We start from the raw sequence: 24467 nt of genomic DNA on the forward strand, positions 1-24467 counted from the left end.
TGGTGGAGGAGCGCTAATTAAATAGCTTCTCCCACCACGCGCGTTCGTCGATTTCTCCGTCACAGTTCACCTGCTCAGGTAGTGCCTGAGGGTACGCCGGGAAACGACGTTGGGATGGACAATCCAGAGGTATTGCTACACCTGTTTGCGGATGAAATGCAGTAAGCTGCAAAGGTGCCGGAGGCTGAGTTGCCAAAGGCCGCACGCCGAGCTGACTGAAAATTTCGGCAACGACTGGCAACGCACCGGAGCTACCGGTTAGATGAATCGGCTGATTGTCATCCCGGCCCAGCCACACGGTGACCAGTTTGTCCTCATCATAAGCTACGAACCAGCTATCGCGGTAATCATTGGTGGTGCCACTCTTGCCTGCCAGTGCATCGCTGCCAAACAGCGCAGCTAGTGCCTTGCCGGTTCCCTCGTTAATCACGCCGCGCAGGCCGTAATTCACCAGCGCCGTCGTCACCTCATCAAAAACTTCATAACCTGCCGGCGGGCGCCGTTGATAAAATTCAAGACCGCGATGGTCCGTCAACGCCTGTATGGTCGCATAGCTGCGATAGCGTCCCTGTTGCGCCCACACTCCATAAAGCTCACTGACTTGCAGCGGAGATAACTCCACCGACCCCAGAGCCAGCGAAGGTACACTTGGAATCGGAGTATCCACTCCGGCGGCCTGCAGTTTATCGACCACAGCGGGAATACCTACACTCAAGCCGAGCCGGACCGCCGGCAAGTTGCGCGATTGCGCCAGCGCATCGTACAGCATCAAGCTGCCCTGGAACTTGCCGTCGTAGTTGGCTGGACGCCAGGTACTGCCGTCCGCTTCCTGTAACTCCAGCGGCTGATCTTCAACAATGGTTCCCAGGTGGAAGCTGTTTTTTTGGGCCAATGCCAGGCCATAAATCGTGGGTTTGATGAGTGAACCCACCTGGCGAATCGCCATGCTGGCCCGGTTAAAGCCAAACTGCTGTGGTTGCCGGTCGCCCACCAAGGCCACCAGACTTGCATTATCAGGCTCGGCAATCACCACCGCCGCCTGTAATTCCTCGGCTTTACTCAGACGCGGCAGCTGACTCGCCACACTGGCCTCAGCAATTTGCTGTGCCAGCGGATCAAAATAGGTGAATACCCGCAGTCCTTGTTGGGCCCAGTCTTCAGGGACATTGAGCTGGCTCAGCTCTTGTTTCACCTGCGCCAGGTAGTGTGGCGCCCAGGTCTGACCCACCCGTGGCCCTTTCGGAGCGACCAGTGTGGTATCCAGAGCCGTCAGATAAGCCGGTTGGGATAATAAATTCTCGGCAAACATGAGCTGCAGAATCATGTCCCTGCGCTTTTTTACCCGCTCGGGGTAACGGTGGGGATTGTAATACGAAGGACCTTTGACGATAGCCACCAGTAAGGCCATTTCCGCAGGTTCGAGCTCTTCCACAGATTTGCCAAAATAATAGCGGCTGGCCAGGCCCACGCCATGAATCGCCCGGCCACCGTCCTGACCGAAATAAATTTCGTTAAAGTAGGTTTCGAGGATTTCGTTCTTACTAAAGCGAAAATCGATGATCAATGCCATCAACGCCTCGTTGGCTTTTCGCCAAAGCGTTTGCTCCCGCGTCAGATAAAGGTTCTTCACTAGCTGCTGGGTCAGGGTGCTGCCACCTTGTACGGTTTCCATTGCCGCCAGGTTGGCCAGTGCCGCACGTCCAATGGAGCTTAGGGAGACCCCGGCGTGATGGTAAAAGTCACGATCTTCAACCAGCAATAAGGTTTCTATGAGCAAGTTTGGCACGCGTTCAAGCCCCACCAGCAGGCGGTCCTCGCCTTGGTCACCGGTGACCTGTCCAAGCACTAAGGGATCCAGCTGAAATTGGCTTAACATGCGCCCGTCTGGCAGGCTGCGTAGACTTGCCACCCGGCCATTGGCAAAACTGACACGAACCTTTTGTGCCATTGCCGGGCCGCTGGCAAAATCAAAGGGGCGGCGGTGGATTTCCAGCTGATCGCCTGAGCGACGGTAACTGCCGCTCGCAGCAGTGGTGGCACTTTGCTGATAGCGTAATTGGGTTAATTCTGCCAGCACCTGCGACATACGCAATGGTGCGGTGGGCTCAAGGGTCAGGGGCCGTGCATAAACAATGGCTGAAGCCTGATAACGCTCGCTGGCGAAGCGTTTGGTCAGCGAGCTGTCGAGGTATATGGCATAAAAGCCAAGCGTAATCAGCACCACAAGGGCGAGCTTGGCCAGAGTCACTAGCAAAAAGCGCATCAGCATCCGTCTTCTGTTATCAGAGACTCACTAGGATACTTTGGTTTTTGTTGATGTGTACCCTTTTCGCGAGAATTTTCATTAAATTTAATCTGCACCTTTATCCTGCTCAGCCCGCCTGCCGCGGCGTTGTACACAAATCCGTCGTGCTCATCTTATTCGTTGTTCTGCAGAAACTTTTTGGTTTTGCGCGTCGCTTGCGCCTGCACCGGATCGTCGGGCCAGGGATGCTTGGGATAGCGGCCTTTCATTTCTTTTTTTACTTGCTGATAGGAGTTTTGCCAAAAGCTTGCCAGATCACTGGTACGCTGCAACGGCCGGCCCGCGGGTGAAAGTAACTCGAGCATGAGTGTAACCTTGCCCTGACACAGGGCGGGGGATGCTGGCGTGCCAAACACCTCTTGCAGCTTTAGCGCTACTTTCGGCGGTGTACTGGTATAGTCGATGGCGTGGCGATGGCCACTGGGAGCGTGCCAGTACTGTGGACAAAGATGCTCTAACAGTTGTTCCTGCTGATAGCTCAGCCGCGCCTTTAAGGCGGCCTGTGGCGACCAGCGTCGCAGCTGCTCGAGATCCTTAATGTTCTGCCAATAAGGTGCGGCCCAGTGCGCCAGCTCAGCCAGTAATGCACGCTGCTCGAAATCGGGCCAGTGGCCGTGTTCGCTCTCCGGCAAATAACGCTGCGCTAATCTGAGGCGCGCCAATAAACTGGCCGCGGAGTCCCAGTCCAGCGCAGCAGATGGCTGTTGCTGGACGTAATCCACCAGTAGTTGTACGCGCTCGTCGTGGGTCGGTTGAGTTTGTGCAGCACGCTGCGCTACGGTTAACACGCCCAGGCGTTGTACCTCGACCACCTCAAAACGCTGCCGGGGCCCGCTCAAGCGCAGCTCCTGCTGCCACGCCAGGGTCAGTGCCGGATGCCGAAAATCGCTCTCAGCCAGCGGTAGCACACAGCCAATAATGGCATCTGCCTGAGCTTCACTGAAGTTCATGGTTAACACCAGCAGCCACTCTCCTCCAACACGATGATCACCATGATGAAAGCGTGCACCGCCACCGTAGGCAAGACGATAATGAGTACCGGCTTCACCACGACATTGGGCGATCCGATCGGCGAAACCCCACAGCGCAAGCTCTGCGGCAAGTGGCGCAGCGACCTGGGTCACTACGGGTTTGACCCGCAACTTCTGACACCAGAATTGCCAGCGTTTGCGTGCCTCGCCCTGCAACTGGTTTGCGGTTAACGGGAACTGTTCCGGTTGCCGTGGTGGCTGTTCAAGCTGCGCCAGCACTAATGCTGCCGCACCGCGTTGCTCCGCAGAAGCCTGCTCAACGGCGACAGCGATCCTTGCCAGACGTGGCTCCGCACCATACTCAGCGACGCGTTTCCCAAGTGCGGTCAAATGCAAAGTGCCATCAACCACACCCAGCGCCTGCAAGTGCTGTTGCGCGACCTCCACATGCACAGGGTTTGCCGGCGACAGAAACTGCATCTCGGACAGCTCAGTGCCCCAGCGTTTTGCTTCCAGTGCGGCACCACTCAGGTCGTCGGTCAGCAGCGCCGGCTCATCGTAGTCGCGCATACTGTGTTCTTCATTCTGGCTCCATAAACGAAAACATTGACCAGGACCAAGCCGCCCTGCGCGGCCGGCGCGCTGAGTTGCCGCGGCCTTACTGATCCGCTGTGTCTGCAGACGGCTGACGCCATGCCGCGGATGAAACACCGAGCGCCGCTCACGGCCACTGTCGACCACCACGTCGATGCCGGGAATGGTCAGGCTGGTTTCGGCGATATTGGTGGCTAGCACAACTTTCTTTTGACCTTCAGGGAGTTCACCAAGTGCTGCGCGTTGCGCCGCTAAGGGTAATTGCCGGTGCAAGGGCAGTACCTCGGCTGGCAGCTGCAAGCGTTGCTGTAACTGCTGGATTTCGCGCCAGCCGGGCAGGAACACCAGTACGCCTTGCCCGGCGCTCTGCAGTGCCTCGCTAATCACCTGCACACTATGCTGTAACCAGTCGTTGGCGACCTTTGGCGGGCGATAATGCACGCTGATAGGATGCTGTCGTCCGGCACTTTGCAAGACTCTGGCATCCTCACCCAGCCAGCTGGCAATGGTCTCAGCCGGCAGCGTTGCCGACATGATCAGAACGCCCAGGTCTGGCCTTAAAGGCAAGGCTTCGAGCAACATCGCCAGCCCTAAGTCACTGAATAAGTTACGCTCATGGAACTCGTCAAAAAGCACCACAGCAACATCACTGAGCTCGGGATCCTGTTGCAGGTATTGTACGAAAACACCTTCAGTGATCACCATCAGCTGGGTGTTCGCCTGCGCGCGGCGCTCGCCACGGACGTGATAGCCGACGCGCTGGCCAACAGATTCACCCAGCTGCTCGGCCAGATAGTGGGCAATGGCAACCGCCGCCAGGCGCCGCGGTTGCAGCAGCAGAATGCGCCGGCCTTGCCAGTCGCCCTGTTGCAGTAAAGCTAAAGGTAAGTAGGTAGATTTGCCGGCGCCGGGCGGCGCCTGCAAGACAAGTTTGCTACCTTTAAGCTGCGCCAGAACCTCAGGAACCAGCGCAGCGACAGGTAGTTCTTGCGGGCCGCTCACTTAGTCGTTAAGCAAGGCAGCGATGGTCCGCACACCAAGCGCGGTCGCACCTGTTGCCCACATTGCATTGGCATTGTTTTGATAAGCTCCGGCAATGTCAAAATGCAGCCAGCCTTTACCTTCATTTGGCGCAAAGCGCAGCAGGAAGCCCGCAGCATTACTTGCGCCAGCAGCGCCGCCGCCTTTCTGTGGTCGGCTGTTCGCGCAATCGGCGAAGGCGGACGGGGTATTCTCCTTATGCCAGCGGTTCAGCGGCAACCGCCAGAGGTTTTCCCGCTGTTGCGCCGCCGTTGCAAGAGCTTTATTGGCAAGTTCATCGTCGACACTAAAGAGTGCGTTGTATTCATTACCTACCGCCATCTGAGCGGCACCCGTCAAGGTGGCAGCATCCAGCACCAGCTTAGCATTGACCTCGCCCGCGTATTGCAGGCCATCAGCCAGCACCAGACGGCCTTCAGCATCGGTATTGACGACTTCCACGGTCGTGCCATTTTTATAGGTGATCACATCCCCTAGCTTGTAGGCGGTGCCATCAATCAGGTTCTCGGCACAGCAAAGTACCAGCTGCACCCGCTTTTGCAGGCCTTGCTGTATCGCCAGCCCTAAAGCACCAGCAACCGTGGCCGCACCACCCATGTCACACTTCATCGCCAGCATTCCTTCACTGGATTTAACGCTGTAACCACCGGAGTCAAAGGTAATGCCCTTACCGACCAGCACCGCATCAACAGGGGCACTGTCTTGCTGACTCGGGTTATAGTCCACAATCAACATACAAGGCTTATGCTTACTGGCACGACCCACGGTGTGAATACCCACCCAGCCTTCATCCAGCAGTTCATCGCCGGAGATGACCCGGCTGCTGACGTGCTCAGGGGCAATGGCTTCAAGCTTTTCGGAGACGCGCTTAGCCAGTGACTCCGGGTAAATATCTGCCGGAGGTAAGTTGGTCAGCTCGCGCGACCAGTTCACCAGCTCACGCATCGAGGTTAAGGTTTGTGCATCACCCGCAAACTCGATGGAGTTGGTACTGCGGGTGTCGGTATAGCCGTTAGCGAATGCCCATTGCCGCTCAAAATCCCAGTCATCGCCGGCCAGTTTGACTTTGCTCACGCCCAGCGAGTCAAGCTGACGTCCTGCTTTTTGAACTTTGCGTAAGTTTTCCGCTTCGTCGCTACCGACGTAGATGGTTGCGCCCTTTTCACCCATGATGACCGCGGCGCTCTTTTTCCACGCGGCGTCTGAAAACTCTTGTTGAACAATAAATACAGCTAATGCAGTAGACATGCTTTACAGCTCCCATTAAGGTTGCGAATCAATTTGAGTATATCCTATGCAAAGTATATGAGGCTGGCAATGCAGTTTGACAACCCTTTACGCGAGGCTTTTTTAGTGCGCAGGTACAAGCGCTTTCTGGCCGATGTCTATCATCCGGACTGGCCTGAGTACGCTGCAGCGGAAACCCCCTTAACGGTCCATTGTCCGAATACCGGGGCCATGACTGGCTGTGCTGAACCGGGAATGCGGGTCTGGTTAAGCGACTCCAATAACAGCAAACGCAAATACCGCTACACCTGGGAACTTGCCAAAACCTCTAGCGGTGCCGGTATTTGTGTCAACACCCAGCGCGCCAATACCGTCGTCGGGGAGGCTCTACAGCTAGGCTTACTGAAGTCCCTTGGCCCGCTGCAGGAGCTGCGCGCCGAACAGCGTTACGGTTACGATAACCGCAGAATTGACTGGCTGGCCCGGGACGCTCAGGGGCAGCAGGTGTTCATTGAAGTGAAAAGCGTCACCCTGGCTGAACAGCGACAAGGCTACTTCCCGGATACCGTTAGCAAGCGAGCAAGTGAACACTTACTGAGTTTAATAGATATGTGCCGCGACGGACACCGGGCAGCGGTCGTCTACTGTGTGCTTCATGGCGATGTGCAGAGTGTACAAGCCGCGGCCCACTGCGATCCTGCTTACGCTGAATTAACCCACAAAGCAAAGCAGTCAGGGGTTGAATTCTATGCATTACAGACCGATATCACGCCACAGGGTATCCGCGCCATTGGCGAACTTCCGAGCAAATAAAATTGCGCAGGGGTTGGCTTTCTGGTATATGTACCGACCTTTTTTGACGAATCATCTCATACAGGAGATCCACAATGCCTCAAGGAACGCCCAAAAAAGCCCATGGCATTCTGGCACAAGCTGGCTTAGAGCCTTATCAGGAAAAGCCAAACGAAGAATATATGAACGAAAAGCAGCGCGACCACTTCCGTAAAATTCTGGAAGTATGGCGCAACCAGCTGCGTGAGGAAGTGGATCGCACCGTGCATCACATGAAAGATGAAGCGGCGAACTTTCCTGACCCGGTCGACCGTGCTGCACAGGAAGAAGAGTTCAGTATTGAGTTACGCACCCGTGACCGCGAGCGTAAGCTGATTAAAAAGATTGAAAAGACACTACAGAAAATTGAAGCCGACGATTTTGGTTTCTGTGATTCCTGTGGCATCGAAATTGGTATTCGCCGCCTTGAAGCGCGCCCTACCGCCGATCTCTGCGTGGACTGCAAAACCCTCGCGGAAATCAAAGAGAAGCAAATGACTGGCGCCTGATATGGCGACCGGCCTCCCGTATTGCGGACGCTTTGCCCCGACCCCGTCGGGGCCTCTTCATTTTGGTTCTTTAGTCGCTGCAGTTGCAAGTTACCTCGACGCCAAAGCCCATGACGGACGCTGGCTGGTGCGTATCGAAGATGTCGATAAACCCCGCGCAGTCGCTGGCGCCAGCGACACCATTTTACGCCAGTTGGAACAGCATGGCCTGCTGTGGGATGGCGAGATCTGGTATCAGTCGCAGCGCGATGCCGCTTATCAGCAAGCTCTCGAAACACTTCGTGCGCAAAGCCTGACTTATTACTGCACCTGCACCCGTAAACAAATTAAAGCGCGTGGCGCCCACTACACTGGCTACTGCCGCAGCCGTCAACGACCTGCCGCAGGCAGCGCCGAGCGTTTCCGTAATGACCAGCCCAGCCTGCAGTTCCATGACCGTATTCAGGGTGACGTCCAGCTGGAGCCGGTATTTGCGCGCGAAGACTTCCTTTTGTATCGTCGCGACCAGCTCTATACCTATCAATTGGCAGTGGTCGTTGATGACCATCAACAAGGCGTAACCGATATTGTTCGTGGTGCCGACCTGATGACCGCATCCAGCTGGCAACTTGCCCTCTGGCAACAGCTCAGCGAGCGTTGCCCCCGGCTTGCGCATGTCCCCTTAGCGCTTGATCCGGACGGTCGCAAACTGAGTAAACAGAACCACGCGCCAGCCCTGCGTGCAGACCAGGTGCCAGCGCAACTGCTGCGCGCCTTTGAATTTTTAGGCCTGACCGACATAGCAGCTGATGCGTCGCCTGCTGAATTACTACAACAAGCAACCATAGCATGGCGGCTAAAGTACCTTTCCTGAAGCTTCAGTAACGGCTACAATACGCACATTGCACTACACCAAAGGTTTGATTAGGGAGACAAAACTATTATCAAACGCATCAAAGCCCTCGCCAAGAAAGCGATGCGGCAAGCCGAACCCAGTTCGGACTTACCTCGCAATATACTCGCGAAACCTTTGGTTATACCTCGCGATCAGCATCCGGTTTCGCGCAAAGATATTGCCGAGCCTGCTTTAAAGGTGCTGTACCGGCTGCACAATGCGGGTTATGAAGCCTTCTTAGTCGGCGGTTGCGTCCGCGACTTACTGCTTGGCATCCAACCCAAAGACTTCGACGTCGCTACCAGTGCCAAGCCTGAAGAAGTGCAAAAGTTATTCCGTAATTGCCGCTTAGTCGGCCGCCGCTTTCGCCTGGCCCATATTATGTTTGGCCGTGAAATCATCGAAGTAGCAACCTTCCGCGGCCACCACAGCGACAGCGAAGAAAACGCACAAGCGCAAAAACACGCCAAGAGTGATAACGAAGGGATGCTGCTGCGCGACAATGTCTACGGCAGCATAGAGGAAGACGCGCAACGCCGTGACTTCACCGTGAATGCTCTGTATTACAATATCGCCGACTTCTCAATTCACGATTTCGCCAACGGCGTGCGTGACATTGAAAACGGTGTATTGCGCATGATTGGCGATGCCGAGACCCGCTATCGGGAAGATCCGGTACGAATGTTGCGCGCCATTCGCTTTGCCACCAAATTATCCATGCGCATGGATGCCAGTGTTGCCGACCCTATTCGTCAGCATGCGGCACTTCTGCAAAACATTCCTGCGGCGCGACTGTTTGAAGAGTCGCTGAAGTTATTTACCGCCGGTAAGGCGCTGGCAAATTTCGAAATGCTTAGCGACTATCACCTGTTTCAGCAGCTATTCCCGCAACTCAAAAACTACTTAAAAGCACCTGAAGAATCGCCCTATCAGATGCTGCGTCAGACCTTCGCGGATACCGATGCGCGTCTGGCCAAGGGACTCAGCATTACCCCTGCTTATTTATTTGCAGCGTTGCTGTGGTGGCCATTGCAAGCGCGCATGGAAGAGCTCATGTTTGAGAGCGGACTGCCACCAGTCGATGCCATGAACATCGCCGCGGCAGACGTCATTGGCCGCCAGATGCAAAGTATTGCAGTGCCGAAACGATTTACTATTCCCGCCCGTGAGATCTGGCAGTTACAGCAACGTCTGGAACGCGCCAAAGGGAAACGCGTCAAATCGCTGTTGGGCCACCCTCGCTTTCGCGCGGCCTATGATTTCCTGTTGTTGCGCGCGGCTACCGCTACGCCGCTTGAGCAAAAGAAACTCAACGAACTGGCACAGTTCTGGACCAAACAGCAGGAGCACACGCCAGCTGCACCTGCCAGCGACGAAGTGCGCCCTGCTAAACGCCGCGGTCGTCGCGGCGGCCGGCGACGTAAGAAGCCAGGCAGTTCATCAAGCTCATGAGCCAGGTCTACATTGCTCTGGGCGCTAACCTTGGTGACCCAGTGACAACTCTGCAACGTCTGCTCGAGCACTTGCGCGTGCAGCCTGAATTAAGCGCTATTCGCTGCTCGAGTTTCTATCGCAGCAAACCTATGGGCCCGCAGGATCAGCCCGACTACGTCAACGCCGTGTTTTACGCCGAGACGGACCTGGCACCACTTGCGTTACTGGATTACCTGCAACAGCTGGAAAGCCAATTCGGTCGTGTGCGCGGTCGCCGCTGGGGCGCTCGCACACTAGACCTTGATCTGCTGCTTTACAACGATGTCACCCTACAGCATGAACGCCTGCAAGTTCCCCATCCTGGGCTTGCCGAACGTGACTTTGTGGTACTGCCGCTGGCGGAAATCGCACCTGAACTGAGGTTACCGGATGGTCGTCCCGTCTCCGAGCTGCGTGCTTCCATGGCCAGTCATGACCTGATAAAAATTACCTGATACAATCAACATCTCTTTTGCCCGGCGTTAAGGACTCATCATGGCCGCAACTACCATTGCTAAACTCGCTAAAATGAAAGCCGAGGGCGACAAAATCACGTCCCTGACCGCTTACGATGCCTCTTTTGCAAAGCTGTTTGCGCAATGCGGTGTCGATTTTATGCTGGTCGGTGACTCACTTGGCAATACCATCCTCGGAGCCTCCAGCACCTTGCCGGTGACGACCGAAAATGTCGCTTACCATACCCAGGCAGTGCGCAACGGCGCACCCGAGGCGTTTGTCATCGCCGATATGCCATTCATGAGTTATGCCACGCCCGAACAAGCGTGTCTGGAAGCTGCCAAGCTGATGCGTGCAGGCGCGAATATGGTCAAGCTGGAAGGGGGGGACTGGTTGCTCGAAACTATCCATAAGCTGGTCGAGCGTAGTGTCCCCGTCTGTGCCCACCTGGGGTTAATGCCGCAATCAGTTAACGTACTCGGCGGCTACAAAGTGCAGGGTAAAGACGCCAGCGCGGCCGATAATACAGTCCGCCAGGCGCTGGCACTACAGGAAGCTGGTGCACAGATGCTGGTACTTGAATGTGTGCCGAGCTCGCTGGCCAAACGTATTACCGAAAAACTCAGCATTCCAACCATTGGCATAGGCGCCGGCCCCGAGTGTGATGGCCAGATCCTGGTCATGCATGACATGATTGGCCTCAACAGTGAGTACCTGCCCAAATTTGTGAAAGATTTCCTGGCTGAAGCCGGTAATCTTACAGCAGCAGTTGAATTGTATGTGCAGCAAGTCAAGGACGGTAGCTTCCCCGGTCCTGAGCATAGTTTTAAGGGTTAAGCGATGCGGTTATTAAAAAGCTTAGAGGAATTGAGAGCATGGCATCGCCAACAACAGGGAACGCTGGGGCTGGTACCGACGATGGGCAATCTGCATGAAGGCCATCTGAAACTGGTCGACTTAGCGCAACAGCATGCCGACCAGGTGATTGTCAGCATTTTCGTCAATCCGATGCAATTTGGTGCCAATGAAGATCTTGATAGCTATCCCCGTACCCTCGACGCTGACTGCCAGGCTCTTGCCGAACGTGGCGTACAAGCGGTGTTTGCGCCGCAAGTGACTGACGTCTATCCGCGCGGTCTGGAAGCACAAACCTCGATTGAAGTTCCAAAGATCGGAGACATACTTTGCGGGGCCAGTCGCCCGGGTCACTTCCGCGGCGTCGCTACCGTGGTTGCCAAGCTGTTTAATATGGTCCAGCCAGATCACGCAGTGTTCGGTGAAAAGGACTATCAGCAACTACAGGTCATTCGTTTAATGGCACAGGATTTAAGCTTTCCGGTAGAAATTATCGGCATGCCGACTGAACGTGCCGCTGATGGCCTGGCATTAAGTTCCCGCAATGGCTACCTGTCTGCATCTGAACGCCGTCTTGCGCCCATTTTGTATCAGGTGCTACAAAATGTTGCGCATGCCATTCAACATGACAAGATCGATGCGGAACAGGCGCTCGCCGAAGCTCGTATTGCCTTGCAGGAAAGCGGTTTCCGCATGGATTATCTGGAACTTCGCCGGCAGGCGGATTTGCAACCGGCGAACGTCACGGATAAAGATCTGGTGGTACTGGTCGCTGCATTTCTTGGCCGCACCCGCCTGATTGATAATCTGCAGTTTTCCCGCGACGCTTAATGTCGCGACAGCAGGCCCAGCTCGCGCATTTCTGTGTGCAGTGCGCCCCGCAGTCCCAGGGCCTGCTCAGCAATTTCCCGTTGCTCTTGCAATACTTCCGCAAGCATTTCCTGGGTCGTTAGCGGATTGGCGAGTACCACCCGAAAGACTACGGTCGGCTCACGATAATAGTGTGCTGGGGTAAGCTTGGTCCGTGACACGAAGGAGCGCCCTGTCTCACGTTGCCGCTTTTGAATAAAGCGTGTGATGGCATTTAAATGAGGATTTAAGCGCCGGATCTGCTCTGCTGTCGCCTGCTGCAGAATTGCTTTCACCGCTTTCGGCACGAACCGGTAAGTCAGCAGACACAGCTGAGGATCAGTGATGACTTCAAAGTCATCCTGCGCCCGAATCAGTTGCGCGAACTGTTTCGCCTGCTCAATGCTTTTGTTGATTAGTAATTCGTAACCACGCCGGCCCATCACATGCATGGCAGAATACACCAGCATCGCCATGCCCGGACGAGAGCCTTCCATGGTGTGCGCCCCCAAATCTTTCGAACCGTGGCGAATAACATACTCAGCGTGATGCTCGATGGCCCGCACCATGCCGGGCTCTTTGAAGAGCACCATGCCAGCGCCCATAGGCACGTACATTTGTTTGTGTGCGTCGATGGTGACACTGTCGGCCCGCTCGATACCAGCAAGCAAGTGTCGGTGTTGCTTTGACATCAAGGTGGCACCACCCCAGGCGGCGTCGACATGAAAGTGTGCGCCGATTTCTTCGGCGTAATCGGCAAGCTCGCTGAGCGGATCGATATGCCCGGTCTCCGTGGTGCCGGCGACACCGACAATCGCCAGCACTTTGCCGCCGTCGGCAGCCACTTGTGCGCAAGCTTCGCGCAGCTTATCTACGCGGATACGGTTATGATCATCGGTGGCCACACCAATTAAGTTGTTACGGCCAATACCAAGAATATCTGCCGCTTTTGCCAGCGAGTAATGCCCGCGCTCAGATACCATCACCGTCAACCGTTTATAGCCGTAGTGGCTGAGCCCGGCCGCAAAGCCATCCGCAGCGACTCCGGCAAAGCCTTGCGCTGGCTTCAGCAGGACGTTGCGGGCGACCCATAACGCGGTAATGTTGGCAACGGTCCCGCCGGAACACATAGCGCCTAAGGAGTGCTGAGCACTGTGCATCCAGCGCTGATAAAAGCTCTTATCCCGGTCGTAAACCAGGTTGTGCAACATCCCCAGCACATTACGCTCGAGCGGAGTGAACGCCTTGGATGTTTCGATCTTCACCAGATTCTGGTTGAGACCTACCATAAGTTTCGCTAACGGCAGCAGAAAATAAGGCAGTGCCGAGGTCATATGGCCGATAAAACGAGGTGATGATGTGTGCACCGAGTGAGCAACGAGATTATCTAACAAAAATTCCGTATGGTCAGACACATAGCGTGGCTGCTCAGGAACCTCACTGGCCGAAAAATTGGTTTCTATTTCATGCAGAGGTTTTTCGCGAGCGACAATGTGCTCACCGAGAAATCCCATCAGGTTCTCTGATAAGTCCTTTTCTATCCGACCCAGGGTCGAGTCAGGTGCTTCCGGAAGCGTAAATATTTTCAATAACGCTTCTTCACTCACTTCAGCAAAAACTTGATCACTCAAGGCGTTAACCCTTATTCGTTATGAGCAGGCGATTATTCTGCCTCGATTGCAGAAAAATAGCGACCGTCCTCTGGCAGCGTAGCAGTTAATTGCCACAGTTGCTGTCCACTGCGCTGGTATTTACGTTCAAACGGCGTAATAGGCTCATGGCGCGCCAGCAACGGCTGCAAGGTTGCAGAACAGTTGACCAGTGCCAGACTACTGGCCACTTCCGTCAGATACGTCACCCAGTTTGAGCGCATGATCAACTCACCGCCAAGTCCCAAAACGTAGGGCCAAACCGGACTGCCATGCCATCTGCGGCTAAAATGCGAGGCTTTTGGCCAGGGATTGGGGTACAAAATATAATGCTGCTGGAGCTGCCAGTTTGCCTCGACCGCAAGGCGCCAGAAATCCTGTAAATCGGCGCGCACCAACAAGTAACGTTGTCCTGCTTCGGCAGTCTGATAATTGGCATGGCGCTGCAAGCGATGGGCCGATTTATCGACCCCGATCACCAGTGCTTGCGGATGCTGTTCCGCCAGCCTGGCCGTGCTTTCACCCACACCACAGCAGGAGTCCAAAATCACCGGCCCCTGCCATTCGGCAACCGCCTGCGCCGCTTGCTGAAAGGCCTCCCGGTTATGTTCCTGGATCGGCTTTTTAAATGGTGAGCGCAGATGGCGCATCACCACCTGCGTCAAATCCTCATGATTACCGTGCTGATTGGTCGTAACTGGACGCGATTCTTTGGCACTCACGAACGGATCCCTATACCACGTTGCAGCAAGGTGTAAGCCGTCACGAAAAACACCAGATTAAAAGCGATGATGACACTCAGCGCGACGCTGATACTGACATCAGACACGCCAAGGAAGCCGTAGCGAAACGCATTCACCATGTACAAAACCGGGTTAGCCCGGGCGACGGTTTCCCAGATGCCAGGCAGCAGGCTGATGCTGAAGAACACCCCGCCTAAATAGGTTAAGGGGGTCAGAATAAAGGTCGGTACGATGGAGATATCATCGAACGTTTTGGCGTAGACCGCGTTAATGAGTCCCGCCAGTGAAAACAGTGTTGAGGTCAACACCACAGTCAATACCAGAATACCCGCGTGATTGATGCTGACATTTTCAACAAAGGTAAAAGAGACCAGCGTAACGATGACCGCAACGATCATAGCACGCGCTAAACCGCCGCCAACATAGCCGGCAATAATCACCGGCGTGGACACGGGGGCAACCAGCATCTCTTCAATATTGCGCTGAAACTTAGCACTGAAAAAAGATGATGCAACGTTCGAATAGGAGTTGGTGATCACCGACATCATGATCAGGCCGGGCACGATGAACTCCATGTAGGGGCGACCACTCATGTCACCGATACGCTCACCGACAATGCTACCGAAAATGACAAAATACAGGGTCATGGTGATGGCCGGTGGCACCAACGTCTGCACCCAAATGCGCAGGAAGCGTGTACACTCTTTAATCCAGATGGTTTTAAGCGCGGTAAAATTATAAGACGTCGTCATCATGTTAGGCTCCCGCTGCTGATTTTTCTGTACGTCCACGTTCAACCAGATCAACAAACAGCTCTTCTAAGCGGTTGGCCTTATTGCGCATAGATAAGACTTTAATGTTCTGTGCGCTGAGCTGGTCAAAAACCTTGTTCAGACCTTGGGATTTCTCGACATCGACCTCTATCGTATGGTCGTCCATCTGACGCATGGTAAAGCCCTCAAGAGCAGGCTCAACCCGCGTGTCATCGTCACGGCTCAGATCCAGTACAAAGGTCTCCCGGTTCAGCGTGGCCAATAAGCGTTTGATTGAGGTATTTTCTACAATGTTCCCCTGATCAATGATGGCGATGTTACGGCACAAGGTTTCTGCCTCTTCCAGGTAATGCGTGGTGAGGATAATGGTGATGCCTTGTTTATTTATATCGATGAGGTAATCCCACATACTGCGACGCAATTCAATATCCACGCCAGCGGTAGGCTCATCCAGAATGAGTAATTTAGGTTCGTGCAGAAGTGCGCGGGCGATCATCAGACGACGTTTCATCCCGCCTGATAGCATCCGGGCAGCGTTATCACGTTTGTCCCATAGACCCAGTTGCTTGAGGTAATGCTCAGCGCGTTCGTGCGCCACTTGCCGTGGCACGCCGTAATAACCGGCCTGATTCACCACGATTTGGCGTACGGTCTCGAACTGATTGAAATTAAATTCCTGTGGCACCAGTCCGATCTGCTTCTTCAGGTCGACCAGCTGGGTATCCAGATCGTAGCCAAACACGCTCACCTGACCGGCGCTCTTGTTGACCAGCGATGAAATAATACCAATGGTGGTCGACTTGCCTGCCCCATTCGGACCGAGCAAGGCAAAAAAGTCACCTTCCTCGACATCCAGATCGATGCCTTTCAGGGCTTCGAATCCGCCTTTGTAGGTTTTTCTTAAATTACTAATCGATAAAGCTTTCATGTCGAATTACGACTCCTCTCCGTAGCCCCAGCGAGGCTGCAAAGTTTGCTCTAACCCGAGGTGATCAAGCACCCGCGCCACCACAAAATCGACTAAATCGTCGATGCTCTGCGGTTGATGGTAAAACCCTGGCGCGGCAGGCATGATGGTGACCCCTAACCGCGCCAGTTTCAGCATATTCTCAAGATGTATCGCAGAAAGCGGCATCTCGCGCGGCACCAGAACAAGCTGTCCGCGCTCCTTTATCACCACATCTGCGGCACGTTCAATCAGATTGTCGCTGGCACCACTGGCGATCGCCGCAAGCGTCCCTGTTGAGCAGGGGCATACCAGCATTCGTTTGGGCGCAGCAGAGCCGGATGCCACTGGTGCAAACCATTGCTCTTTGCCGTACACCTGCAGTTGTTCGGCACTCACCTTAAAGCGTTCGCGTAGGGCGTTCCCCATGGCTTGTGGGGCTGCTGGCAGTTGCCAGTCAAGCTCCGTCGCAAACACCACTCGCGCTGCGCTCGACATTAACAAATGCACCTGTTGCTGTTGTTGCAACAGGCATTCTAACAAACGCATCGCATAAGGTGCACCTGAGGCACCCGTGATCGCGAGGGTTATTGCTGAACTGGAAACGTTCATCACACCACCTTCGTTAGTTTTGTTGAGGTTCAAGCTCGCGCAGCAAGCGCTGGTGCAAGCCGCCGAAGCCACCATTGCTCATGATCAGCAATTGATCACCAGGCTCTAATGTACGCACCAGCAGCGCGGCAAGTTCATCGACAGACGTTGCCACAGTCGCTGCTGGAACGCACTCGGCAATAGACCATTCTAACCCTTCGGGCTCAAGCATAAAGCAAGCATCGGCCACCGCGAGCGCAGCATCCAGCTTGTCGGCATGAATGCCTTGTTTCATAGTATTGGAACGCGGCTCCAATACCGCGACAATCCGGGCATCGCCAACCTTGGCCCGCAGACCGGCGAGGGTCGTTGCGATGGCGGTCGGATGATGGGCAAAATCATCGTAAATCGCAATGCCGTTCGGCGTACCCACTAATTCCAGCCGCCGTTTGGTGTTCTTAAATTCACCCAGCGCCTGCGCAGAAACCTCTAAAGGCACTCCCACATGGTGGGCCGCGGCCATTGCCATCACCGCATTCGCCGCATTATGCTCGCCTACCAGCTCCCAGTTCACGGTCGCCTCGGTGTCACCATGTCTGGCAATAAAACGACTCGCGTCAGCGTTAACCAATTGGTAATGCCAGTCCGCAGGGATGTTATCGACCGTCGGCGCCAGGGTCGCGCGCTCGCTCCAGCACCCGCGCTCTAACACTTGCTCGATGCTGCTGGTGTTGGCCGGATAAATAATCTTACCGTGACCGGGAATAATGCGAATCAGATGATGGAACTGGGTCTGAATCGCGGCCAGATCCGGGAAAATATCCGCATGATCGTATTCCAGGTTGTTTAAAACCAGCGTTGACGGCTGGTAATGGACAAACTTCGAACGCTTGTCGAAAAACGCAGTGTCATACTCATCCGCTTCTATGACAAAGAAGTCGCTGGCACCGAGTTGTGCAGAACAACCAAAATTGGCTAGCACGCCGCCGACCAGAAAGCCTGGCTGGTAGCCTGCCTGCGCCAGAATCCAGGCCAACATACTTGCCGTGGTTGTTTTTCCATGGGTACCGGCTACCGCCAGGACCCATTTGTCTTGCAGCAAAGTATCGTGCAGCCATTGGGCACCGGAACGATACGCGATGCGTTGATTAAGCACCGCTTCAACCGCCGGATTACCACGACTGAGGACATTACCAATAATCACCAGATCAGGACGCGGCTCCAGCTGCCCGGGATCATAGCCCTGATAAACGTCAATCCCCAGCGCTGCCAGTTGATCACTCATCGGCGGATAGACGGCTGCGTCACTGCCCGTGACATGGTGGCCCATCGCCTTGGCCAGCGCGGCGATACCGCCCATAAAGGTGCCACAAACCCCAAGAATATGAATGTGCATAATTTCGTCCAACGGTTACATCATAGTGCTGTGCATAATAAAAAGGGAGCTAGTGTAGCATGCAGGCGCAATTTACGGAGATTCTTGCAGGCATTTTACCTCTTTTTGCGGTAAACTTAGCCGCGATTTTGAGCAGCACACCATATGAGGACGTTATGCAACGCTTAATACCTACTTTACGCCGTGATCAGGTCGATGAAGAGCTTCTTTCAGTCATAAATACACTACAAATTTGTGCTAAAGAAATTTCGTTCCGTCTCCATCAGGGTGAGTTAGCAGGTGTGCTGGGTTCAACTCTGGACGAAAACATTCAGGGTGAAACACAGAAAATGCTGGATGTGCTGGCCAACCAGCTGCTGAAAGATATCTTACTGGAGAATCCACACGTTCGCGCAGTGGCTTCTGAGGAAGAAGAAGGCATCGTTGAAGGGACGACCGAGGGCGAGTATCTGGTGGCTTTCGATCCCCTTGATGGCAGCTCAAATATTGATATTAACAGTTTGGTCGGCACGATTTTCTCGATCATGCCCACACCGAAAGACGGCCGTACCGGTGAGGACATGTTCCTGCAACCTGGTACCCATCAGGTCGCCGCTGGCTATGTTCTTTATGGTCCGTCAACCATGCTGGTGTTCACCACCGGCCGTGGCGTACGCATGTTTACTCTGGATCAGAAGGTGGGCGAATTCCTGCTGACCGACACCGACATCGAGATCCCGAAAAGCACCTGTGAATTTGCCATCAATATGTCAAATTACCGCCACTGGGAGCCGCAAATGCGGCGCTATGTGGACGACTTGCTGGCAGGGGAGACCGGACCCCGTTGTAAAAACTTCAATATGCGCTGGATTGCCGCCATGGTTGCTGACGTGCACCGTGTACTCTGCCGCGGCGGATTGTTTACCTATCCAGGCGATAGCCGTAAGCCGGGCAAACCCTTCAAGTTAAGACTCATGTACGAAGGTAACCCAATGGCGATGCTGGTCGAACAAGCGGGCGGTATCGCCCATACGGGAAAGCAACGAATCCTTGAGGTGCAACCTGAACATATTCACCAACGCGTCAGTGTTATCTTGGGTTCAGAGCAGGAAGTAAGCACCTGCTTAGAGTATTTGCAAGATTCGCATTCGACGACAACCGACGTATAATAAGTCACGTATTTTTCACCATTATTTGTTAAACAGGAACGATCATGAGTTTAAGTGATGTGAGTGCAGGTAAAAACTTGCCTGAAGAAGTAAATGTCATCATCGAGATCCCGGCCAATGCGGATCCGATCAAATATGAAGTCGATAAAGACACAGGTACGCTATGGGTTGACCGTTTTATGTCAACGCCAATGTTCTACCCATGCAACTACGGCTTCGTAAACGACACCTTATCTTTGGATGGTGACCCTGTTGACGTATTGGTGCCGACACCTTATCCGTTGCAAGCGGGATCTGTGATCAAATGCCGCCCGGTTGGCGTCCTGAAGATGACCGACGAAGCTGGCGAAGACGCGAAAGTCGTCGCAGTGCCCATCAGCAAGCTGAGCAAAGAGTACGATCACATTAAAGACGTCAGCGACTTGCCAGAGCTGTTAAAAGCACAAATTACGCATTTCTTCGAGCGCTATAAAGAGCTGGAAAGTGGCAAATGGGTCAAGGTTGAAGGCTGGGGCGACGTGAACGAAGCCAAAGACGAGATCCTGACGTCATTCGAACGCGCACAAGCTAAGTAAGTCGAATGAGCACCTGTGTTGAGCTAAATCGACTCGAGTTTAGCTGGCCGGGTGCTCAGTCTGCCCTGCTGAGCATCCCGCATCTCTCCCTCGCCCGCGGCGAACGAGTTCTGCTTCGCGGCGCCAGTGGCAGTGGTAAATCCACCTTGCTCAGCCTGATTGCCGGCATCCATACCACTGCAGCAGGTCAGGTGAATGTGCTTGGCCATGACCTTGCGCAATTAAGCCAACATCAGCGCGATCGGCTGCGTGCCAATGAAATCGGTTATATTTTTCAGCAATTCAACTTGCTGCCTTACCTGTCAGCGCTCGCTAACGTCACGCTTGCCTGTCAGTTTGCCCCTGCGCGCCGGCAACGTTTGCAAGGACATAGCATCGAGGCTGCCGCAGAAGTCTTACTGGATCGGCTCGGCCTGAGCCGCTCACAGCAACAGCAGCCGGCGCACCAATTGAGCGTGGGCCAGCAACAGCGCGTTGCCGCAGCCAGAGCGCTGTTAGGCAGTCCAGCTTTAATCATTGCCGACGAGCCAACCTCGGCGCTTGATCAAGCCCATCGTGACGATTTTATCCGACTCCTGTTTGAAGCCTGCGAAGCGCAGGATACCACGTTGTTATTTGTCACCCACGACGCCACCTTAGCACCACATTTCCCGCGCACGATTGAGCTGCACGAGCTGAACCAGGCCAGTGGAGCTGCCCATGTTTAAACTAGCCTTAGCGAGCCTGTGGAATCGTCGCGGCAGCGTCTGGCTGACGGTGGTCGCCATCGCGGTGAGCACCTTGTTGTTGCTTGGCGTGGAACGTATTCGCGTGCAGACCCAGGAAAATTTTGCCAACACAATTTCCGGCACTGATCTGATCGTTGGCGCACGCACAGGCTCCACCGAACTTCTGCTGAGCAGCGTATTTCATATCGGCAATTTGTCTAATACGCTGAACTGGAACAGTTATCAGTACCTACAGCAGCTGCCTGGCGTCGACTGGCATATTCCCATGGCTATGGGCGACAGTGTGCAGGGGTTTCCGGTTATTGCCACCACAGATGCATTGTTTGAACATTTCCAATATGGCTCCAAACAACCTTTACAGTTTCAGTCCGGGGGCAACTTCGCTACCCATACAAACTTCACTGTCGCGGTGTTGGGTGCCGAGGCCGCAGCAGAGCTCGGCAAAACTATCAACCAACCCCTCACCATTTCTCACGGTACCGGGGACATCAGTTTTAGTGATCATGACGCGCACCCGTTTACCGTGGCTGGCGTGTTAGCCAGAACTGGGACACCGATTGACCGTGGTGTCTTCATTCCTCTGCAAGGACAAGGGTTGGTGCACGGCGACTACTTGCCAGCAACGGAAGTTGAGACCACACATTCTGCTGAAGGGCATGCGCATGAACAACACGCGCACGAGCATCAACAGGAAAGCGCGAATGAGCATTCAGCGCCGCCGGTCTACACCTTAAGCGCTGTACTGCTGGGTCTTGAAAACCGTGCCTACGCCCTGCGCCTGCAGCGTGTCATTAATACCTATGATGAGGAAGCACTGTCCGCCATCATGCCCGGTCTGGCGCTACAGAACTTCTGGCGCACCCTGAATTTGTTTGAGCGTGCCTTGATGACAATCTCGGTATTGGTGGTCATTACGGGACTGTTGGGGATGCTCACCACATTGCTCGCCAGTTTACGGGAACGCCGCCGCGAGATGGCGGTCTTACGTTCTATTGGTGCGGGTCCGGTGACGATTCTTGGTTTATTAGTCTGTGAAGCAGCCGCTGTCACTATTGTCGGCGCAACTGCGGGCACCGCCGCGCTTTATGCGGTACTCATCTTTGGTGCCGACGCTTTACAGAACACCTTAGGTATCCAGGTGACTGCGAGTGTATTGACCCTGCGTGAGATCTACTTGCTGGCAGCGATAATAGGCGCTGCGATCATTTTGAGTTTTTATCCGGCATGGCGAGCCTATCGCAATGCTTTAGCAGATGGATTAACGGTGAAATTATGATGAAAAGTTGGTTTCTGAGTATCGCGGCAATGGCATTAGTTGCGGTGAGTTCGGTAAATCCGGCAACTGCCAGTGATTACCGTGAGTTGGAGTGGAAGAATCTGATCCCGGAAGGTTATACGCCGCCACCGGTGCGCAGTCAGGCTTACTATGACATGAACCCTGAAGCCATGGGTCAGCCTGAATTGAATGCCCCTGTCGTGGCAGCCCTGGATGGCCAGAAAGTACGCATTCCAGGATTTGTCGTGCAGTTACAGGCGGAAGACAGCAAGGTTACAGAGTTCTTGCTGGTACCTTACGAGGGCGCTTGTATCCACGTACCACCACCGCCACCGAATCAGGTCTTGCTGGTCACTTACCCAGAGGGCTATCCGATTCGACAGGCCTTCAACCCGGTGTGGGTCGAAGGCACGATTAAGGTAGAACGCGCCGACGGCGAGCTGGCGGTGGTTGGTTACCAGCTTGAAGCGGCCACGGTAACGCCTTACGGTGGTTAGAAGTGCAGTTCAAGGCCCAGATAAGGGCCTTTGTAATCTAAGTTACTGTAGACGCCATCCAAATCATCAAGCTCGATTGCGAACGCCCGATAGCCCAGCTGCAGGTTCACATCAATCGCCAGGTTTTCGATGACCCGATACTCGATACCCAGGTCGTAATCTTCGATTTTTGAGTCATCGATACTGACGGCGTTGGCAGTGCCATAAAAGGTAAGCGGGGTCGCCGGAATACCGACCCGAAGCTGACTGTATAATGTCGGAACCCAGCCATCAGTGGCGCTACGTTCCACGAGTTGCTGACTCTGTACGGCAAGTTCACCCTCTACGCGCTTGGCCGTTAGCCCTAAATCAAACGTCAGTAAGTCGTTATCAAACAGCTCGTAATAAAAAGTGTAATCCGTATGGGTAAGATCCGTTTGATACGCAGCTGAGGTGCCAGCGCTGAAGTTGGTACCAAAGAAGTTGAAGTCCTGGCTTAAGGTTTGCTGCCCGGAGCTGACCAGCTCGTTATGACGCACCTTAAGGTTAGGAAACATCGGGATGGGATGCTCAAACGCTATGTAATAGCTCTTTTGCTGTTCATCCTCAAAGTCAAACTCCTGCGCATTGCTGTTACTGCCAAAGGAGCCGGACGTATCCGTCTGCCAGTACTGACCTCCTGCATAAACACCAAAAACGGTATCCGCAGCTACGGGTGCAGATAACAGGCAGCACGCTAAAAGGGTCGACACTCTGGTTAGCTTTAAATCAGCCATGTAGCGGTATTCCTTGCGGTTCTAAAAAGTTACTGATGACTACAGTGGACGCACTTCAGCGTTCACCTCTAACGCGTCAGCATCTGCGAACTGTAGCTGAAAAGCAACCTCATCTCCGACTTTAAACGGAAATTTTACACCGAAAAACATCACGTGGTAGCCACCTGGCTGAAAGGTGACCGTTTCCTTAGGCCCGATCACCAATTCGGGCACACGCCGCATCCTCATCATGCCGTCTTCGCTCATGATATGTTGATGCACTTCTGCCGCCCGCGCCGCTTCCGTGGTCACCCCAATAAGCGTGATACTTGTTTCGCTGGTATTGGTGATCACCACATAGCCGGCACCGTTCTCTGTCCCCGGAATTGTGGGTTTTACCCACGCATCGTCGATGCTAAGTTGTTCTGCTTGGGCACTAATACTGCTAAGCAACAGTGCCAGACATACCACGAGCTGTTTCATTGGTTTACCCTGGTTGGTTTTGACAGGCTTTTAGTCTACACAGCTTTAGGGCGTTTTCGAACCAATAAGTACAGGATCCCCAGTAATAACAGGTAAGGCCATAGCCAACTGAATAGCACCGCCACCAGCGCAACCGCTGAGACAATTAGGGCAACAGCGATGCTACCGCCAACCATGACGACTAAGGCAAAAGCACCAATCGCAATCGCCAGCATAACCAATCCGGTGATACCGATACTTACAATAAGCCCGATAATCGCACCAAGCAGACCAAGCACCTCGTCGCCGAACAAGGCCAGGCCGATGACTGCGGCAATGACCCATAACCAGGTCGATTTGTTTCCCATGACGTTCTCCATTAAGTATCACTTCAAGATGTTGCTACTAAAGTAATACAAGAACCGTGCCAGTTATTTATCATGCTGTTTTAATTGAATTTATTTAGATAGCGATAAATCGATATTGAGAGAAAACGCTATAAAGTGGTGAGTTTCACACAGCTATAGCCGGTCTTGATCGAAAGTTACCAAAGGCTAGATCCGTAAGACATCTGCTATAAAAAGGCGGGCATAAAAAAAGCCCCCAGCGTTAGCTGAGGGCTTTTCGATAATTAAAGCCTGGCGGTGTCCTACTCTCACATGGGGAAGCCCCACACTACCATCGGCGCTGAAGCGTTTCACTACTGAGTTCGGAATGGATCAGGTGGTTCCACTTCGCTATTGCCGCCAGGCATAAACTGTTAAACAACATGAACTTGGCTGATTGTACTAGAGCTTTGGTGCCACTCTGCTTATCGCACGTTGCACATGGCAACGCGTCACTATTTCGGTAAAGGTTTTCGAACTTATGCAGTTCAAGACAACCCTAAACACCTTCGGTGTTGTATGGTTAAGCCTCACGGGCAATTAGTACGGGTTAGCTCAACGCATTACTACGCTTCCAC

Annotated in this window: 24 protein-coding genes and 1 rRNA gene; 12 read left to right on the top strand and 13 right to left on the bottom strand. The window is 54.0% G+C overall.

Annotated features, from left to right (window positions below):
• Positions 1-13 precede the first annotated feature (13 nt).
• The 3 genes from mrcB to pepB form a co-directional block, all read right to left on the bottom strand.
• Complete coding sequence (mrcB, locus tag J6J28_RS10510) at positions 14-2263, bottom strand: penicillin-binding protein 1B (RefSeq protein WP_301721592.1); 2250 nt, start codon at positions 2261-2263, stop codon at positions 14-16.
• Positions 2264-2418: 155 nt separating this feature from the next.
• Positions 2419-4872 (bottom strand): ATP-dependent helicase HrpB, encoded by a 2454-nt coding sequence (hrpB, locus tag J6J28_RS10515; protein WP_301721593.1) that lies wholly within the window; start codon positions 4870-4872, stop codon positions 2419-2421.
• The gene (gene pepB, locus J6J28_RS10520) at positions 4873-6159 is read right to left on the bottom strand and encodes an aminopeptidase PepB (protein ID WP_301721594.1); all 1287 of its coding nucleotides are present in this window, start codon (positions 6157-6159) and stop codon (positions 4873-4875) included.
• A 69-nt stretch (positions 6160-6228) separates the two neighbouring features.
• Between pepB and sfsA the strand changes: the two genes are divergently transcribed.
• The 7 genes from sfsA (at position 6229) to panC (ending at position 11967) form a co-directional block, all read left to right on the top strand.
• Entirely contained in the window at positions 6229-6951 is a 723-nt protein-coding gene (gene sfsA / locus J6J28_RS10525; RefSeq protein WP_301721595.1) for a DNA/RNA nuclease SfsA, read from the top strand.
• A gap of 74 nt (positions 6952-7025) precedes the next feature.
• Positions 7026-7478 carry an RNA polymerase-binding protein DksA gene (gene dksA, locus J6J28_RS10530; protein ID WP_301721596.1) on the top strand — a complete coding sequence of 151 codons (453 nt, stop codon included), beginning with the start codon at positions 7026-7028 and terminating at the stop codon, positions 7476-7478.
• Position 7479: 1 nt separating this feature from the next.
• Positions 7480-8331 (top strand): tRNA glutamyl-Q(34) synthetase GluQRS, encoded by an 852-nt coding sequence (gluQRS, locus tag J6J28_RS10535; RefSeq protein ID WP_301721597.1) that lies wholly within the window; start codon positions 7480-7482, stop codon positions 8329-8331.
• Positions 8332-8433: 102 nt separating this feature from the next.
• Positions 8434-9804, top strand: coding sequence for a polynucleotide adenylyltransferase PcnB (pcnB, locus tag J6J28_RS10540; RefSeq protein WP_301721598.1), 1371 nt, complete (start codon positions 8434-8436; stop codon positions 9802-9804).
• Entirely contained in the window at positions 9801-10280 is a 480-nt protein-coding gene (gene folK, locus J6J28_RS10545; RefSeq protein WP_301721599.1) for a 2-amino-4-hydroxy-6-hydroxymethyldihydropteridine diphosphokinase, read from the top strand. The genes pcnB and folK overlap by 4 nt, the downstream gene beginning before the upstream one ends.
• 40 nt (positions 10281-10320) lie before the next feature.
• On the top strand, positions 10321-11118 hold the full coding sequence (panB, locus tag J6J28_RS10550) for a 3-methyl-2-oxobutanoate hydroxymethyltransferase (RefSeq protein ID WP_301721601.1): 798 nt from the start codon (positions 10321-10323) through the stop codon (positions 11116-11118).
• A gap of 3 nt (positions 11119-11121) precedes the next feature.
• Positions 11122-11967 carry a pantoate--beta-alanine ligase gene (panC, locus tag J6J28_RS10555; RefSeq protein WP_301721602.1) on the top strand — a complete coding sequence of 282 codons (846 nt, stop codon included), beginning with the start codon at positions 11122-11124 and terminating at the stop codon, positions 11965-11967.
• On the opposite strand, the gene panP is transcribed toward panC, so the two are convergent.
• Genes panP through mpl form a run of 6 tightly spaced genes read right to left on the bottom strand, consistent with a single transcriptional unit; the run spans position 11964 to position 18083 of the window.
• Positions 11964-13616 (bottom strand): pyridoxal-dependent aspartate 1-decarboxylase PanP, encoded by a 1653-nt coding sequence (gene panP / locus J6J28_RS10560; RefSeq protein ID WP_301721603.1) that lies wholly within the window; start codon positions 13614-13616, stop codon positions 11964-11966. The two genes, panC and panP, sit on opposite strands and share 4 nt — an antisense overlap.
• Positions 13617-13648: 32 nt before the next feature.
• Entirely contained in the window at positions 13649-14356 is a 708-nt protein-coding gene (gene trmB, locus J6J28_RS10565) for a tRNA (guanine(46)-N(7))-methyltransferase TrmB (RefSeq protein WP_301721604.1), read from the bottom strand.
• On the bottom strand, positions 14353-15129 hold the full coding sequence (locus tag J6J28_RS10570) for an ABC transporter permease (protein ID WP_418055180.1): 777 nt from the start codon (positions 15127-15129) through the stop codon (positions 14353-14355). The genes trmB and J6J28_RS10570 overlap by 4 nt, the downstream gene beginning before the upstream one ends.
• 4 nt (positions 15130-15133) lie before the next feature.
• Positions 15134-16078 (bottom strand): ABC transporter ATP-binding protein, encoded by a 945-nt coding sequence (locus tag J6J28_RS10575; RefSeq protein ID WP_301721606.1) that lies wholly within the window; start codon positions 16076-16078, stop codon positions 15134-15136.
• Positions 16079-16084: 6 nt separating this feature from the next.
• The gene (locus J6J28_RS10580) at positions 16085-16708 is read right to left on the bottom strand and encodes a flavin prenyltransferase UbiX (RefSeq protein ID WP_301721607.1); all 624 of its coding nucleotides are present in this window, start codon (positions 16706-16708) and stop codon (positions 16085-16087) included.
• Between the two features lie 13 nt (positions 16709-16721).
• Positions 16722-18083 (bottom strand): UDP-N-acetylmuramate:L-alanyl-gamma-D-glutamyl-meso-diaminopimelate ligase, encoded by a 1362-nt coding sequence (gene mpl, locus J6J28_RS10585; protein ID WP_301721608.1) that lies wholly within the window; start codon positions 18081-18083, stop codon positions 16722-16724.
• Between the two features lie 155 nt (positions 18084-18238).
• On the opposite strand from mpl, the gene J6J28_RS10590 reads away from it, so the two are divergent.
• Genes J6J28_RS10590 through J6J28_RS10610 form a run of 5 tightly spaced genes read left to right on the top strand, consistent with a single transcriptional unit; the run spans position 18239 to position 22307 of the window.
• On the top strand, positions 18239-19231 hold the full coding sequence (locus tag J6J28_RS10590) for a class 1 fructose-bisphosphatase (RefSeq protein WP_301721609.1): 993 nt from the start codon (positions 18239-18241) through the stop codon (positions 19229-19231).
• A gap of 44 nt (positions 19232-19275) precedes the next feature.
• A complete protein-coding gene (gene ppa, locus J6J28_RS10595; protein ID WP_301721611.1) occupies positions 19276-19806 on the top strand; it encodes an inorganic diphosphatase in 531 nt (176 codons plus the stop codon).
• A gap of 5 nt (positions 19807-19811) precedes the next feature.
• Positions 19812-20513, top strand: coding sequence for an ABC transporter ATP-binding protein (locus tag J6J28_RS10600; RefSeq protein WP_301721613.1), 702 nt, complete (start codon positions 19812-19814; stop codon positions 20511-20513).
• Complete coding sequence (locus tag J6J28_RS10605) at positions 20506-21810, top strand: FtsX-like permease family protein (RefSeq protein ID WP_301721615.1); 1305 nt, start codon at positions 20506-20508, stop codon at positions 21808-21810. Before J6J28_RS10600 ends, J6J28_RS10605 begins: the two co-directional genes overlap by 8 nt.
• Entirely contained in the window at positions 21807-22307 is a 501-nt protein-coding gene (locus J6J28_RS10610; RefSeq protein ID WP_301721616.1) for a DUF3299 domain-containing protein, read from the top strand. The genes J6J28_RS10605 and J6J28_RS10610 overlap by 4 nt, the downstream gene beginning before the upstream one ends.
• Here J6J28_RS10610 and J6J28_RS10615 read toward each other — a convergent pair.
• The 4 genes from J6J28_RS10615 to rrf all read right to left on the bottom strand — a co-directional run bounded on the left by J6J28_RS10615 (position 22304) and on the right by rrf (position 24254).
• On the bottom strand, positions 22304-23062 hold the full coding sequence (locus tag J6J28_RS10615; protein WP_301721618.1) for a TIGR04219 family outer membrane beta-barrel protein: 759 nt from the start codon (positions 23060-23062) through the stop codon (positions 22304-22306). The two genes, J6J28_RS10610 and J6J28_RS10615, sit on opposite strands and share 4 nt — an antisense overlap.
• Before the next feature lie 39 nt (positions 23063-23101).
• A complete protein-coding gene (locus J6J28_RS10620) occupies positions 23102-23524 on the bottom strand; it encodes a copper chaperone PCu(A)C (protein WP_301721619.1) in 423 nt (140 codons plus the stop codon).
• 35 nt (positions 23525-23559) lie between these two features.
• On the bottom strand, positions 23560-23871 hold the full coding sequence (locus J6J28_RS10625; protein ID WP_301721620.1) for a hypothetical protein: 312 nt from the start codon (positions 23869-23871) through the stop codon (positions 23560-23562).
• A 268-nt stretch (positions 23872-24139) separates the two neighbouring features.
• A 5S ribosomal RNA gene (rrf, locus tag J6J28_RS10630) occupies positions 24140-24254 on the bottom strand.
• Positions 24255-24467 lie beyond the last annotated feature (213 nt).

Origin of the sequence: Pseudidiomarina terrestris (assembly GCF_030466375.1) — a bacterium.
GTDB lineage: Bacteria > Pseudomonadota > Gammaproteobacteria > Enterobacterales > Alteromonadaceae > Pseudidiomarina > Pseudidiomarina terrestris.

Coding starts and splice junctions, on each gene's coding strand:
- ppa (WP_301721611.1), top strand. CDS start 19,276: ATGAGTTTAAGTGATGTGAGTGCAGGTAAAAACTTGCCTGAAGAAGTA.
- J6J28_RS10620 (WP_301721619.1), bottom strand. CDS start 23,524: ATGAAACAGCTCGTGGTATGTCTGGCACTGTTGCTTAGCAGTATTAGT.
- mpl (WP_301721608.1), bottom strand. CDS start 18,083: ATGCACATTCATATTCTTGGGGTTTGTGGCACCTTTATGGGCGGTATC.
- J6J28_RS10600 (WP_301721613.1), top strand. CDS start 19,812: ATGAGCACCTGTGTTGAGCTAAATCGACTCGAGTTTAGCTGGCCGGGT.
- J6J28_RS10610 (WP_301721616.1), top strand. CDS start 21,807: ATGATGAAAAGTTGGTTTCTGAGTATCGCGGCAATGGCATTAGTTGCG.
- mrcB (WP_301721592.1), bottom strand. CDS start 2,263: ATGCGCTTTTTGCTAGTGACTCTGGCCAAGCTCGCCCTTGTGGTGCTG.
- panC (WP_301721602.1), top strand. CDS start 11,122: ATGCGGTTATTAAAAAGCTTAGAGGAATTGAGAGCATGGCATCGCCAA.
- dksA (WP_301721596.1), top strand. CDS start 7,026: ATGCCTCAAGGAACGCCCAAAAAAGCCCATGGCATTCTGGCACAAGCT.
- J6J28_RS10625 (WP_301721620.1), bottom strand. CDS start 23,871: ATGGGAAACAAATCGACCTGGTTATGGGTCATTGCCGCAGTCATCGGC.
- J6J28_RS10580 (WP_301721607.1), bottom strand. CDS start 16,708: ATGAACGTTTCCAGTTCAGCAATAACCCTCGCGATCACGGGTGCCTCA.
- J6J28_RS10575 (WP_301721606.1), bottom strand. CDS start 16,078: ATGAAAGCTTTATCGATTAGTAATTTAAGAAAAACCTACAAAGGCGGA.
- J6J28_RS10605 (WP_301721615.1), top strand. CDS start 20,506: ATGTTTAAACTAGCCTTAGCGAGCCTGTGGAATCGTCGCGGCAGCGTC.
- J6J28_RS10590 (WP_301721609.1), top strand. CDS start 18,239: ATGCAACGCTTAATACCTACTTTACGCCGTGATCAGGTCGATGAAGAG.
- panB (WP_301721601.1), top strand. CDS start 10,321: ATGGCCGCAACTACCATTGCTAAACTCGCTAAAATGAAAGCCGAGGGC.
- gluQRS (WP_301721597.1), top strand. CDS start 7,480: ATGGCGACCGGCCTCCCGTATTGCGGACGCTTTGCCCCGACCCCGTCG.
- pcnB (WP_301721598.1), top strand. CDS start 8,434: ATGCGGCAAGCCGAACCCAGTTCGGACTTACCTCGCAATATACTCGCG.
- sfsA (WP_301721595.1), top strand. CDS start 6,229: ATGCAGTTTGACAACCCTTTACGCGAGGCTTTTTTAGTGCGCAGGTAC.
- pepB (WP_301721594.1), bottom strand. CDS start 6,159: ATGTCTACTGCATTAGCTGTATTTATTGTTCAACAAGAGTTTTCAGAC.
- folK (WP_301721599.1), top strand. CDS start 9,801: ATGAGCCAGGTCTACATTGCTCTGGGCGCTAACCTTGGTGACCCAGTG.
- J6J28_RS10570 (WP_418055180.1), bottom strand. CDS start 15,129: ATGACGACGTCTTATAATTTTACCGCGCTTAAAACCATCTGGATTAAA.
- J6J28_RS10615 (WP_301721618.1), bottom strand. CDS start 23,062: ATGGCTGATTTAAAGCTAACCAGAGTGTCGACCCTTTTAGCGTGCTGC.